This window comes from Leptolyngbya sp. CCNP1308 (assembly GCF_034932455.1).
In the GTDB taxonomy this organism is placed as follows: Bacteria; Cyanobacteriota; Cyanobacteriia; order Phormidesmidales; family Phormidesmidaceae; genus Nodosilinea.
In genome coordinates this window covers 61,694-75,330 of record NZ_JAYGIH010000075.1, presented here as the reverse complement: position 1 = coordinate 75,330, position 13,637 = coordinate 61,694, and the positions used below count along the sequence as shown (strand labels likewise).

The window sequence follows — 13,637 nt, the reverse complement described above, 5'->3', positions numbered from 1 at the left end:
GGCTGCACAACCGGGGGCTTAAACCGGCCGCTGGTAAGCATTAGGAAACCGCCGGGACAGACTCATCGCCCGGGAGGTCAACCGCCCAATGGGCACCCGGAAGGTGCAAAGATGCGATCGCCACCTGTGCGACGACCTGTAATCGCCAACAGCCCCCAAGGCAAAAGATGCCGGTAGCGCACTACCGACATCCTCACTACCCCTGATCTCAGGCTAACTTTGAGCAACAACGAGCTAGGGAAAGGCTACAGCACGCCGAGGTTGGCCAGGCCCAAAATGGCTCCGGCACCAAGGATATGGCCAAAGCTAGCGGTGCCCAGTACCGCAGGCAGCCCAAACCCGCCAAACAGCTCGGGGGAAGGCATCGCTGGCGGCGAGCTGGGGTACTTGATGGTGAACTTGCCAATGGCGATCGCCAGAATGTTGCAGAGAATCATCACGATCGCCACCTTTGGGCTCCAGGCGAGCGTGTTCGGAACTGCGGCTAAAATCGGTAAAAATGCCAATGTACCAGCCTCCATAAAATGAATTGGGTGGGCAAGTCACTTGCCTAGGCTTACTGTTTCATGCAGCCAGGAAATTCTGTTGGGAGCCGTTGCAAGACTTTACAATTTACCTAGGGGCTAATCCCCGCTGAGAACCTGGAATTTTAGGCTCTTTGAGCACTGAGAGTTAAGCATTAGGATCCAAGCATAAGGCCATTGAGACTTTCAGCGATCTGCGGATGCTGAGGTTGACACCCCACAACCCTGTGAGCCGCGTCTCGGGGCTTTTCCCGCCCGCAAGCTCGCGCTGAGGTGATCCCCATCCGTTCGGCATCATTGGTCAATCAGTAAATTCAATCACGAACCAATCCCAAAAAAGTAGAGATCGCCCTATGGAACGAGGACTGCTGTGGCTGCCCCTGCTGGCGGTATTTATTGGGCTGGCCTGGGCGGGCTGGCACGAATTTCAAAAGGTGCAGGCCTACGAAGCCTGGGCCACCGGGTTCGATCGCAGCAAGTACGACATCCGCTCGATGCTGGGGCAGCGGGGCGACGACCTCACCTGGGGTCGCCCCACCCGCCAGGGGCCCATCGACCTCACCACCCTGTCGCTCCAGCAGGTAACCACCCTGCGGCTCGAAGTCAATGGGGAGGTCGTACCCGCTGACCAGGCTAGCCCTACGGGCAAATCGGTGGAGCTGGCCCTAGCCACCACCAGTGGCGAAACCTATCGCATCCCCTTTACCGACAGCGATCTGGCTCGCCGCTGGGAAAAAGCGTTGCATCAATCTCTTCAGGCGCTAAAATCGGCATCAGCTTAACGGCAGCCCGGCGTTGTCGGGGATTTTAGCCCTTTCTAGCCCCTGAACTGTGTTTTTGCGGCAGCTCCGATCGCCGGGCGACTGCGCCCTCACCCCCGATGCCATGACCCGTGTTTCTTCCCTGTCTCGCGACGAACTCAAGACCCGGCGCAAAAGCCTCCGGCGGCGGCGGCGGGTTTCAATTAGCCAGGCGCTCTGGCGGTTTTGGGCGCTCTCTGGGCTGACGGCGGCCATTTTCTGGGGAGCCACCCGCCCCGTGTGGCTGCTCCACAGCCCCAACCAAATTAATGTGACCGGCAACGAACTGCTCAGCGACGAGATGGTGCAGAGCCTGGTGCCGCTGAGCTATCCCCAGCCGCTGATGAAGGTGGAGCCCGAGGTGCTGGCCCGACAGCTGCGCGATCGCGCCCCCATCACCGCTGTCGAAGTCACGCGGCAGCTCTTGCCACCGCGCCTCAACGTGCACGTGCAGGAGCGGGTACCAGTAGCGGTGGTGCTCCCCGTAGGCAAGGCCAACAGCACCGATGCTCAGTATCTCCAGGCCGGGTTTCTCGACGCCCATGGCGCTTGGATGCCCCTGGCCAGCTTTGGCCTGGGCACCGCCTCGCCCCAGCTGCCCACCCTACAGCTGCGAGGCATTCAGCCCCACTACCAGCGCTACTGGCCCCAGATCTACGAAACCATCGTGGGCAGCCCGGTGGCCATCACCGAGATCGACTGGCACGACCCCAACAACCTGGTGTTTGAGACCGCCCTGGGCACGGTCTATCTCGGTCCCTACAGCCCTGAGCTAGAGCAGCAGCTAGCCACCCTCGACAAAATGCGCAACCTGCCCGATCATCTAGCCGAGTCTGAGGTGGCCCGCATCGACCTCAGCAATCCTGACGCGCCCTCGATCGCCGTAGTTGACAGCGCCGATCCGACGGCGGGTTCAGCGCAGACCGGCTCACCCACCAGCCCATAAACCGCTAAAGGCATCCTGGGTTCCTAGAGCGCTACCGCGTCTGAATAGATATATATAAAGGATGACGCTATTGACGCCAAGCGGTTCGTTTTTCCTAGTTCAGTGATTAAATCAAGTAGTTTAAGACTTGCCAAGGCAGTTTGGTTTTTTCCAGTGAAGTACTCTATAGTTGTCTAGCATCAGCCGGGGTTTAGATTTTTAGGGCTTAGGTGTTATCTTCGGTTATCTAGTACGGGTAATTACTATATTGTCTACGGCCTCAACCTCTATGACCCCCGACGATCCCCACGGCAATGGTGCTGGCCACAGCGACGCTGACTACGAGTCTTACTCGTCCCATCAGGCTGAGGCTTCAGCCTCTGACCTGGTTCCGGTAGCTGATGCTGTGACCGCCTTCGCTGGCCCGTCTAACCCGTTTAGCCACGGCGAGCTTAACTCCAGTCAACCCCACAATGCCAGAGCTATGCCCGGAGAAACGTACACCAACAACACGGCTTTGCCCAGCAGCGTCGCCCGCATTAAGGTCATTGGGGTCGGCGGCGGCGGCTGTAATGCCGTCAACCGCATGATTAGTAGCGGCCTGTCGGGGATTGAGTTCTGGTCTATCAATACCGATGCCCAGGCCCTCGACAACACCACCCAAACCAACAGCCTACACATCGGTCAAAAGCTAACCCGCGGGCTGGGCGCGGGGGGGAACCCCGCCATCGGCCAAAAGGCCGCCGAAGAATCGCGCGAAGAAATTGCAGCGGCCTTAGAAGAATCTGATTTGGTCTTTATCACCGCCGGCATGGGCGGCGGTACGGGCACTGGCGCTGCCCCAATTGTCGCCGAGGTGGCTAAGGAAGCTGGCGCACTAACCGTTGGCGTAGTCACTCGCCCCTTTACCTTTGAGGGACGCCGCCGGATGAACCAGGCCGATGAGGGCATTGCCGCTCTCCAGGGCCGGGTCGATACCCTAATCATCATCCCCAACGACAAGCTGCTGTCGGTGATCTCAGAGCAGACCCCGGTGCAGGAGGCCTTTCGCACCGCCGATGACATTCTGCGTCAGGGGGTGCAGGGCATCTCTGACATTATTACGATCCCCGGTCTGGTCAACGTTGACTTTGCTGACGTGCGAGCGATCATGGCCGACGCGGGCACAGCCCTGATGGGCATTGGCATGGGCTCGGGCAAGTCGCGGGCACGGGAAGCGGCGATCGCCGCCATCTCCTCCCCATTGCTCGAATCCTCCATCGATGGCGCGTCTGGGGCGGTATTTAACATTACCGGCGGGTCAGATCTCACCCTCCACGAGGTCAACGCCGCCGCCGAGATCATCTACGAAGGGGTAGACCCCAACGCCAATATCATCTTTGGCGCAGTGATCGACGAGCGCATGCAGGGCGAAGTGTGTATCACCGTTATTGCCACCGGCTTCAACACCCGCGCCGGAGCTCAGCCAGAGCTGGAGATCGCCCGCGTCACCCCCTTTAAGCGCACCCTGGCTACACCCCCCATTACCCCTCCCGCCAGCGGTGGTGCAGGGGGCTTAGGGGCCGGGCTAGATATCCCTGAGTTTCTGCAGCGGCGGCGACCTAACGGCAACCGCTAGCTATGACGATACCGCCCCCCTGGCCTGCGGCCCTGACCATCGCTGGTTCTGACAGCGGCGGCGGGGCGGGCATTCAGGCCGACCTGCGCACCTTTGCCTTTCACCTCGTCCACGGTACCTGTGCCCTGACCTGTGTGACCGCCCAAAATACCCTGGGCGTCACCCGGGTTGATGCGCTGCCCCCCGAAGCCGTCACGGCCCAAATCGCAGCGGTGACCAGCGACATTGGGGTGCAGGGGGTCAAAACCGGTATGCTGCTCAACCAGGGCATTATTCAGGCGGTGGCCGATGCGCTAGGGTTGTTGCCCCCCGCTACCCCAATAGTTGTGGATCCGGTAATGGTGTCGCGTACCGGGGCACAGCTGATTGATGACGATGCGATCGCCACCCTCACCCGCCGCCTGATTCCCCAGGCCCACATTCTCACCCCCAACCGCTACGAGGCTCAACTGCTCAGTGGTTTAGAGATCGCTACCCTCAGCGATATGGAAGCGGCAGCCCGCAAAATTTACCACCTCGGTCCCCAGGCCGTCTTGGTGAAGGGGGGCGGCATGGCAGATGCTCTGCGCAGTACCGATGTCTGGTTTGACGGGCGCGAGGTAGTGGTGTTAGAAGCCGAGATTGTGGAAACCCGAAACACCCACGGCACCGGCTGCACGCTGTCGGCGGCGATCGCCGCCAACCTGGCCCTGGGCAAAGAACCGCTGATCGCCGTCAGAGCCGCCAAAGACTATGTTACCAATGCCCTTAAGCACGCCCTGGCGATCGGTCAGGGCCAAGGCCCCGTCGGCCACTTCTTTCCGCTTCTAAATAAATAGGCGGGGTTTGGCCTGTGTCAAACCCCGCCTGCTGTCTACTGATCCTTGGTTTGCGGCCACACCGATTCCCAGTCGGGGCATTGGCGTTCTTCTTCGGGGCCAAAGGGGTGCATGGCGCACACCAGCGTGTTGCCACCGTAGGATTGACCGCAGAAATTACGACAGCCCACACAGGCCGGATAGTTTTGCAGCAGCGGCTCCACGGTGCTGTTAAAGGGGCCTGAAACCTCTTCAAACCACTGGTCAACGTCCGACAGCCCCGTCACCAGCGGCCCCAAAATTTCATTGAGCTCGTCGGCCACGTAGTTAATTTCAGCATTGAGCGTGACTCGAAACGGCTCAACCACATGGTTGAGCTCGACAACAATGCGATCGATCTCAGGGTCGATGGCTTCCTGCACCTGCTCAGCCCACTGATCGGTTGTCTGCACCAGGGCATCGGAAGCACTGGCTAACTGCTCGGTCAGGTTGTCTAGCCAGCGCTCGGTGTCTTCAGAGAACTGCTGGGTAAAATCCTGCACGGCATTGCCAAAGGCATCAAACAATTGCTTAGACCAGTCATCCATGGGCTAGTTACTCGACTTTTGCTTGAGGGTTTCTAGTTCTTGGCGCAGGGCAGCCACCTGCTCGCGCAGAATTGCCGTTTGAGCATCGGTGGGGTTTACTACGGTAGCGAGCGGAGCCTCGTCATCCAAAATCTCGATGGGTCGGGGCTGGGCCAGGTTCTCAGGCGTGGTAGCTGCCGCATCCTGAGCACGGTTGACCATTTCATTGACCAATTTCTGAGCGTCTTCAGCGGTAATTTCGCCCCGCGCCACCAGTTCATTGACAATGCCCTGGGTCTGTTCGCGCAAATCTTTGAGGGTGTCGCCCGCTTTCTCGCCCGCGTAGGAAGCGACCCCGACCCCTAGATAAAACGCCTTCTTAACCAAATCTCCAAAACCGGCCATGGTTAGCAGCCTCCCCGTTGCTCTGTGTACCCTGCCAGCTTAAAAAAGATGCTGGCCCAATGACCAGGGGCAATGGCACGCCGTCTCAGTCGGAAAACCCCACCCCCTAGCCCCAGACTAAGCAAAACCAGCAAAATTGAGGATAGTCAGAAATCTTACGTTACGCTGGCGGCTTGAACAATGTAGCGAAAGAACATTCAAGCGCCCAATTAAAAGACCCGGAGTCCACGCCTGTCACAAGCATCCCGTAATGCTGCTACCTTCCGGTCCTGACATGATTTGGGCGTTGCGACCGCATGGGTCCGAGTCACATACACTATAACACTTGCCCCCATGACCAACCAACGACTCCAGCAACAAATTGCCTTCGTAGTCGAAATCGATCGCCTCAAGCAGGTTTTGCGCCAGACCGTACTGATGGATGCCAGCCGCCGCGAGAACAGCGCCGAGCATTCCTGGCACCTGGCGATGATGGCCCTGGTGCTAGCAGAATACGCCCCCGCCGAGGTGGATATTCAGCGAGCGATTCACCAGGTGCTGATTCACGATCTGGTGGAAATCGACGCGGGCGATACCTTTTGCTATGACGCGGCGGGGCATGACGACAAGGCTGAGCGAGAACAGCAGGCCGCCGATCGCATCTTTGGCCTGCTGCCACGGGCGATCGCCCAGAACCTGCGCCAGCTGTGGGACGAGTTTGAGGCTCAAATCACCCCCACCGCCCGCTTCGCCGCCTCGCTCGATCGCATTCAACCCCTGCTGCACAACTGGCAAACCGGTGGCGGCACCTGGAAGCAGCACAGCATTAGCCGCGCCCAGGTGATGCAGCGCATGGCCCCAATAGAGAAGGGAGCCCCAGAACTATGGCCTTTTGTGCTGGAGGTGATTGAAGAGTCTGTCGCGAAGGAATATTTGACGGCATGACAGATCTCAAAGTTCAGGCTATGCCGCGACCAAGACTGGCTCATAAAACAGAGTCATCAGCTTCTCGATAGGCACTGTTTCCATGGCATAGGTTTGGCCTTCACCGTCAGAAAAATCAATTAAACAGGCTGCGCTGTCAAATTCCATCAAGACGGTGCCCACTTGACCGCGACGCAACAAGATCGGCGCTTTGGTCTCTGGATGAGTAGCGGGCAGATCTTCCGTCAGGGCGACAACGTCGTATTCACGAATAGTCATCTTGAACCTCCTGAGATCTAACAGGGTAGGCATTGGTCAGCCGAGGAAAATCTTCCCCGTGGCGGATAATCCAACAGGCTAAAACCCAGGCTTCGCCTAACGTCAGTCTGCATCAAGAAGCGGATATTGTAATGATAGCCATACTGATCTCGACTTCTGACTACGGCGTTGTTTCCGAGCGCGGCGGCTAGGAGGGCAGATTCAAGCACACCTCTGTTATTTAACGTGATTCCTAAACGATCGCGAACTAGAGCAGCTTTATCTTTATCCTTGCGATGGTCGGGGTTAAGGCAGTAGCGCTCTAGTTTGTCGCCGAGCTGGGCACGATCGCCATTGGGTAGCTTCATTGCATGCGATCGATGGTGCGGTACTGTATGGCTTCGGCGATATGGTGGGTTTGCAGGTGCTCAGCGCCATCCAGGTCGGCGATGGTGCGACCGACTTTGAGAATGCGATCCATGGCGCGGGCCGACAGACCCAGCTTGCGCACGGCCCCTTCCAGCAGGGTTTTGCTGGTGTCATCTAGCGGGCACCAGTGTTTGAGATGGCGGCTCTGCATGTCGGCGTTGCATTGCAGAGCGGGTTCGGTTTTGAAGCGATCGTGGGCGCGTTGGCGAGCAGCTTGGACGCGATCGCGCACGGGCTCCGATGCTTCCCCTGGCTGGTGCTGGGTCATCTCTTCGGGCTTGATGCGGCTGACCACCACCTGCAAATCGATCCGATCCATCAGGGGGCCTGAGAGGCGCGACCAGTAGTTTTCGCGGCTGCGGGGGCTACAGGTGCAGGGCTGCACCGAGTCGCCGTAGAAGCCACAGGGGCAGGGGTTAGTGCTGGCAATCAGGGTGAACTGAGCGGGGAAAACGACGGACTGTCGAGTGCGGGTGATCGTGACATAGCCATCTTCCAAGGGCTGGCGTAAGTACTCCAGCACGTCGCGCTTGAATTCCGTCAATTCATCGAGAAAAAGGATCCCACGGTGGGCGAGGGAGATTTCTCCTGGCTTGGGGTAGCTGCCGCCGCCCACCAGGGATGGTCCCGACGCCGAGTGGTGGGGACTGCGAAAGGGGCGGGTGTTGACCAGGGTGCCTTTCTCCTTCAGCAGCCCGGCGACGGAGTGAATCTGGGTCACATCTAGGGCTTCTTCAAACTGTAGCGGCGGCAGAATGGAGGGCAACCGGCGGGCCAGCATGGTTTTACCACTGCCTGGCGGTCCTACGAAAATCAAATTGTGGCCGCCCGCAGCAGCGATCTCCAGCGCCCGGCGGGCCTGGGCCTGACCTTTAACATCCCGCAGATCCAGCGCGTTGGGGGCCGCATTCATCGCCAGGGTAGTATCGACCGCCACAGGGTTGTGGCTTGATGGATTGTTGAGGAAATCGGCCACCTCAGACAGGTGGTTGAAGCTGTAAACCGTCAGCCCTGGCACTACGGCGGCCTCGCGCCCGTTGTCGGCGGGCACCACCAGGCCGCGAATGCCGAGTTTTTGCGCTGCGGCTGCGATCGGCAGTACCCCGGCCACCGCTCGCAAACTGCCGTCTAACGAGACTTCGCCTAAAAACATCAGGTCGTTGAGGGCGTCGGTATTCACCTGCTCGGCGGCGGCGAGAATGCCGACGCTGATCGGTAAATCAAAAATAGGGCCTTCTTTGCGCAGGTCGGCGGGGGTGAGGTTGATTACCACCTTGCGCATGGGGAAGGGAAACCCGGCATTCTTCAGCGCCGCTTTGACCCGCTCGCGGGACTCTTGCACGGCGGTATCGGGTAGGCCGACGACGACCACACCGGGCAGGCCGCCAGAAATATCGACCTCGACCCCCACTTTAAGGGCATCAATGCCCACCAGCGCCGCGCTCCAGACCCTTGCCAGCATCTTGTGTTTCCCCTGATTCTGGCTTTTAGAGTGCCCAGGGGGTGGGGTGCGATCGGCAAGGGAGCGCAGAGTGACTCAAGCCGAGTGTTACCTACACGCTGAATAGATACCCCCCCTATTTCCGGATCTATTACTGGATCTACCTTAAAACACTCCAAAAGCCTCGGGTTTGTCCAACGAACATTCTGTTTGATTTCATAGGAACTGAGCATTATCCTAAGAAATTGCTGAATAATTAAGGTCTTATTTAGCAAATTTTGACCAGATACAGGGTTAACCAACTTTAAGCAATTTATGGCCGAGCCACGTTAACCCAAAGTGCCCTATGGAGTGGATCAAATTTTCTAGCTTACTACTCCCTGATTTGGAGCATGACTGGGGCGGCCAAGCCGATTGGGTTCTAGTGCCTAATGCCAAGCCGTCAGTGAATAAAGCTTCTAGAGCCTAAAATCAGGGTCGTGGCCTTGTCGGCATTCAAATATTTTTACTGCACAGACAGCCAGAATGTTGCAGATTGAGACTGCTTTTGCAGGCCACACAAAATTTTTGGCATTTACTAATATAAACCTTGTATTTACACCCCTAATCCATCATATTGATAAGTTACGAGGATGTTCCGTAGCTATCAGTTAAGGATTAAGGGCCAGAGTATGACAATTCAGCGAACTGTCCTAGTGATTGCTGGCTCAGAAGAGGGGGATACCACCTATCAGCAGCAACTTCAGCAGGACAGGGGTATGGCCTACACCATCCTGTCGGGGCACAGCGGCACTCTCTTACCGACCTTATCTCAGGCTCCTCTGCAGCTAGATGGCATTCTTTTAGAGCTGGGCTCCCCACACAACCGCAGCCTGCAGCTTTTACGTCACTTAAAAGAGCAGACGAGTGCCCCTGTAATTGTCATCGATAGCGGCGATACGGAAGTTGCGGTGCAGGCGTTTAAGAGTGGGGCCGTTGACTATCTGGTCAAAGGCCGGGCGACACCGGATGATTTGCGCTTGGCCATGCGCACGGCGATCGAAAATGCAGAGCTGAAGCGGGAGCTACAGCGCAGCCAGGAAACCTTTCGCACCTCAGTGGAAAACATGCTGGACTGCTTCGGCATTTTTTCGGCGATGCGGGACGACACGGGGCAGATTGTGGATTTTTGCATCGACTACCTCAATGAGGCCGCCTGTGTAAATAACCAGATGCCCAAAGCTGTGCAGATTGGTCGAGGGTTGTGCGAAGTTTTGCCCGCCCATCGAGATTCTGGATTGTTCGATGAGTATTGCCGGGTGGTCGAAAGGGGAGAGCCACTCATCAAAGAGTCGCTGGTTTATGACGATACCTATAGCGATCGCCGCCTGGTTCGAGCCTTTGATATTCGAGCCACCAAGCTAAACGACGGGTTTGTGGCCTCCTGGCGGGACGTGACGGCCCGCAAACAGCTGGAGCTAGAGCTGAGCCAGACCGTTGCCGATTTGCGGGCCAGCCAAAAATACAACCGCGACCTGACCGAAGCCATGCCCCAGATGGTTTGGACGGCTGATGCAACCGGGGCGGTGACCTACTGGAATCGGGCCTGGTACGAGTACACGGGCTTGAGTGAAGCAGAGTCTTTAGGGACAGCGGGGGTGAGCACAGTTCATCCAGAGGAGCGCGATCGCGTCCTCGCCCAGTGGAGCCACGCGGTCACCCAGGGTCAATCGTTTGAGATAGAGTACCGCCTTCGGCACCGCGAGGGGGACTATCGCTGGTTCATCTGTCGGGCCACCCCTAGCCGCGATCGCCAGGCCCACGTCACCGGCTGGATTGGCACCATTACCGATATTGATCAGCAGAAGCAATCTGCCCTCGCCCTGCAGCAGAGCCAGGAGCGGCTTGAGCTGGCTATGAGAGCCGCCAGCATGGGCAGTTGGGACTGGAACATTCAAACCGGGGAGGTCAACTGGTCAACCAATCTGGAGCACCTGTTTGGCATGGCTGCCGGTAGTTTTGATGGGCGCTACGAAACCGTTCGGGCCATGATGCATCCCGACGATTTGCCGCGGATTGAGCAGGCCCTTCAGCGCGCCCTCTACGAGCGCGAAGAGTACAACATCGAATTTCGCTTTATCAAACCCGATGGCACCGTGCGCTGGGCGCTGGGGCTGGGGCGGGTTTTCTACGACGAGGCCGGACACCCCATGATGATGACTGGCGTAGATATGGATATTTCTCACCGGAAACGGGTAGAAGCAGCCCTGACAGCCAGCGAAACCAGGCTGCGAAGCATAGCCGATAACGCCCCCGTCAAGCTTTGGGTCACTGACCCGAGCGGGTATTGCACAGACCTCAACCGGCGCTGGTACGACTTTACCGGGCAAACAGAAGCGACCGCCCTGGGGTTTGGCTGGCTGGATGCAGTTCATCCTGACGACAGCGCATCGGCCAGAGCGACTTTTTTAAGGGCTAACGAGCGCCAGGAATCGTTTCGGTTGGAATATCGGCTGCGTCACCACAGTGGTGCATACCACTGGGCCATCGACGCCGCTAATCCCTATTTTGGGGACGACGGCGAATTTAAGGGCTTTATCGGGGCGGTGATTGACATTAGCGATCGCAAGCAGGCCGAAGAAGCCCTGCGCCAGTCTGAACGGGCTCTGCAAGAAAACGTGTCGCGCTTTCGCACCCTGGCAGACAATATTTCTCAACTCGCCTGGATGGCCAACGAAACCGGCTGGATTTTTTGGTACAACCAGCGCTGGTTTGACTATACGGGCACTACTCAAGAAGACATGCAGGGCTGGGGTTGGCAGCAGGTGCACCATCCTGACCACGTAGAGCGCGTGGTCGAAAAAATTAGCCGCTGCTTTGCCACAGGCGAAATCTGGGAAGACACGTTTCCTTTGCGGGGGAGAGACGGAGAGTATCGCTGGTTTCTCTCTCGGGCCATTCCCATTCGTGATCACCAGGGGCGAGTGTTGCGCTGGTTTGGTACCAATACCGACATTACCGATGTTCGGCAGGCGAATGCGGCACTTGAGGCCAATGAGGCGCGCTTGCGAGGCTTTGTTGACGCCAACGTCGTCGGAATTTTATACGGCGACATCTACGGCAATATCAATGCCGCCAACGATGAGCTGTTGAGAATTGTCGGCTATACCCAGGCAGACGTGCAGATGGGCCGTCTCCGCTGGATTGATATTACCCCGCCCGAATATTTCCCCCTGGATGAGCAGGGCATTGCCGAAGCTCGCCTTCAGGGTGCCTGTACACCCTACGAAAAGGAGTACATTCGCAAAGATGGCAGCCGGGTTCCGGTGCTGATTGGCTATAGCCTGGTTGGCGAGGCTCGCGAAGAAACGGTCGTCTTTGTGCTGGATTTGAGCGATCGCAAACAGGCTGAAACTGCCCTCCGCCAAAGTGAAGAGCGCTATCGATGCCTGACCGAATCCATTCCTCAGCTAGTCTGGACAGCCGATGGCGAAGGACAATTGCTCGATGTCAATCAGCGCTGGACAGAATTCACCGGTCTGACGTTAGAAACCGCTTGTACGGCGGGATGGGAAGCGGTCGTACATCCAGAGGACGTGCCTACCCTGACGCAGCGTTGGACAGCAGCCGTTCAGCAGGGTAAGCACTATCAGGCCGAAGGGCGAATGCGACGAGGGGACGGCACCTACCGCTGGTTTCTGCACCAGGCAATTCCGCAGCGGGATGAGCAGGGCCGAATTGTCAAATGGTTTGGGACCGCAACGGATATTGACGTGCAAAAACAGCTGGAGCTAGACCGCTATCGCCTGTTGCAGCAGGAACAGGCCGCGCGGGAGGCCGCCGAACGAGCCAACCGCATCAAGGATGAGTTTCTGGCGGTGCTCTCCCATGAACTCAGGTCGCCCCTCAACCCCATTCTGGGCTGGGCCAGGCTCCTGCAAAGCCGTACCTTTGACGCGGCTAAAACGGCAGAAGCCTTAGCCACCATCGAGCGCAACGCCAAACTGCAAACCCAGCTGATTGATGATCTGTTAGACGTAGCCAAAATTCTGCGCGGCAAACTGGTGATGGAGATGGCGACCGTCGATCTGACTTTTGTGATTGAATCCGCGATCGACACCGTGAGGGCGGCCGCCACGGCTAAATCCATCCAGCTGCATCCGGTTCTACCCTACGTCGGCCAGGTCTCAGGTGACTCGGTACGCCTCCAGCAAGTGGTTTGGAACCTGTTGTCTAACGCGATCAAATTTACCCCCCAGAACGGACGAGTCGATGTTCTCCTGGAACGGGTCGGCAGCGAGGCCCACATTACCGTCAGGGATACTGGCAAAGGCATTAACCCCAATTTTCTGCCCCATCTGTTTGAGTCATTCCGCCAGGAAGATGCGTCAACCACCCGCAATTTTGGTGGGTTGGGTCTGGGGCTGGCGATCGCGCGTTCTCTGGTAGAGGCCCATGGCGGTAGCATCGCGGCCGATAGCCCTGGAGAAGGGCTGGGAGCAACGTTTACCCTTCAACTCCCGCTGCTCGATGGTCAACCGGAAGTACCGCAGCCTGAGCAACAGGGGTCGCAAACGCTCGATTTAACCGGCATTCGAGTTCTGGCTGTGGACGATGAACCCGATGCCCGTGAGCTGGTAGTCACGGTGTTGACCCTGTACGGAGCCGAAGTCTGGTCGGCATCCTCGGCCACTGAGGCGTTAGTTGCCCTTGAGTCGTTTCAACCCGATGTGCTGGTCAGCGATATTGGCATGCCAGAACTCGACGGCCACAGCTTGATCCAGCAGATTCGAGCCCTACCGCCCGAACGGGGTGGACAAATTCCGGCGATCGCCTTGACCGCCTATGCTAGGGAAGAAGACCACCAGCGAGCCCTGACCAGCGGCTTTCAAATGCAAGTGACAAAACCCCTAGAACTGGAGCAACTGGTGCGCGGGGTCATGACCCTCGTCAACAGGTTGGGCTGAGCCAGACGTGGGAATAGTATGACTT

General features: G+C 57.9%; 12 protein-coding genes and 1 other RNA gene. 6 read left to right on the top strand and 7 right to left on the bottom strand.

The annotated features are described in order from the left end of the window. Positions 1-245 precede the first annotated feature (245 nt). On the bottom strand, positions 246-506 hold the full coding sequence (gene psaK, locus VB780_RS20575) for a photosystem I reaction center subunit PsaK (RefSeq protein WP_323353049.1): 261 nt from the start codon (positions 504-506) through the stop codon (positions 246-248). A gap of 371 nt (positions 507-877) precedes the next feature. Between psaK and VB780_RS20570 the strand changes: the two genes are divergently transcribed. The 4 genes from VB780_RS20570 to thiD all read left to right on the top strand — a co-directional run bounded on the left by VB780_RS20570 (position 878) and on the right by thiD (position 4,685). Further along, the gene (locus tag VB780_RS20570) at positions 878-1,306 is read left to right on the top strand and encodes a hypothetical protein (RefSeq protein WP_323353048.1); all 429 of its coding nucleotides are present in this window, start codon (positions 878-880) and stop codon (positions 1,304-1,306) included. A 49-nt stretch (positions 1,307-1,355) separates the two neighbouring features. Beyond that, a complete protein-coding gene (locus tag VB780_RS20565) occupies positions 1,356-2,270 on the top strand; it encodes a cell division protein FtsQ/DivIB (protein ID WP_323353047.1) in 915 nt (304 codons plus the stop codon). Between the two features lie 463 nt (positions 2,271-2,733). Next, positions 2,734-3,867 (top strand): cell division protein FtsZ, encoded by a 1,134-nt coding sequence (gene ftsZ / locus VB780_RS20560; RefSeq protein ID WP_323353290.1) that lies wholly within the window; start codon positions 2,734-2,736, stop codon positions 3,865-3,867. A gap of 2 nt (positions 3,868-3,869) precedes the next feature. Then, positions 3,870-4,685 carry a bifunctional hydroxymethylpyrimidine kinase/phosphomethylpyrimidine kinase gene (gene thiD, locus VB780_RS20555; RefSeq protein WP_323353046.1) on the top strand — a complete coding sequence of 272 codons (816 nt, stop codon included), beginning with the start codon at positions 3,870-3,872 and terminating at the stop codon, positions 4,683-4,685. Between the two features lie 35 nt (positions 4,686-4,720). On the opposite strand, the gene VB780_RS20550 is transcribed toward thiD, so the two are convergent. The 3 genes from VB780_RS20550 to ffs all read right to left on the bottom strand — a co-directional run bounded on the left by VB780_RS20550 (position 4,721) and on the right by ffs (position 5,944). Further along, positions 4,721-5,251, bottom strand: a complete 531-nt coding sequence (locus VB780_RS20550; protein WP_323353045.1) for a hypothetical protein — start codon at positions 5,249-5,251, stop codon at positions 4,721-4,723. Between the two features lie 3 nt (positions 5,252-5,254). Then, the gene (locus tag VB780_RS20545; protein ID WP_323353044.1) at positions 5,255-5,635 is read right to left on the bottom strand and encodes a hypothetical protein; all 381 of its coding nucleotides are present in this window, start codon (positions 5,633-5,635) and stop codon (positions 5,255-5,257) included. A 212-nt stretch (positions 5,636-5,847) separates the two neighbouring features. Then, positions 5,848-5,944, bottom strand: an RNA gene (gene ffs, locus VB780_RS20540) — signal recognition particle sRNA small type. A gap of 24 nt (positions 5,945-5,968) precedes the next feature. Between ffs and VB780_RS20535 the strand changes: the two genes are divergently transcribed. Further along, the gene (locus VB780_RS20535) at positions 5,969-6,559 is read left to right on the top strand and encodes an HD domain-containing protein (protein WP_323353043.1); all 591 of its coding nucleotides are present in this window, start codon (positions 5,969-5,971) and stop codon (positions 6,557-6,559) included. A gap of 18 nt (positions 6,560-6,577) precedes the next feature. Here the strand turns inward: VB780_RS20535 and VB780_RS20530 are convergent, their stop codons facing one another. From VB780_RS20530 to VB780_RS20525, 3 genes are read right to left on the bottom strand one after another with little or no spacing between them, the layout of a single operon-like run. Then, a complete protein-coding gene (locus VB780_RS20530; RefSeq protein ID WP_323353042.1) occupies positions 6,578-6,817 on the bottom strand; it encodes a DUF4926 domain-containing protein in 240 nt (79 codons plus the stop codon). Between the two features lie 17 nt (positions 6,818-6,834). Next, on the bottom strand, positions 6,835-7,164 hold the full coding sequence (locus VB780_RS31480) for a DUF6883 domain-containing protein (RefSeq protein ID WP_416349252.1): 330 nt from the start codon (positions 7,162-7,164) through the stop codon (positions 6,835-6,837). Continuing rightward, positions 7,161-8,687 (bottom strand): YifB family Mg chelatase-like AAA ATPase, encoded by a 1,527-nt coding sequence (locus VB780_RS20525; RefSeq protein WP_323353041.1) that lies wholly within the window; start codon positions 8,685-8,687, stop codon positions 7,161-7,163. The genes VB780_RS31480 and VB780_RS20525 overlap by 4 nt, the downstream gene beginning before the upstream one ends. A gap of 650 nt (positions 8,688-9,337) precedes the next feature. Here VB780_RS20525 and VB780_RS20520 point away from each other — a divergent pair. Then, positions 9,338-13,612, top strand: a complete 4,275-nt coding sequence (locus VB780_RS20520) for a PAS domain S-box protein (protein WP_323353040.1) — start codon at positions 9,338-9,340, stop codon at positions 13,610-13,612. Positions 13,613-13,637 lie beyond the last annotated feature (25 nt).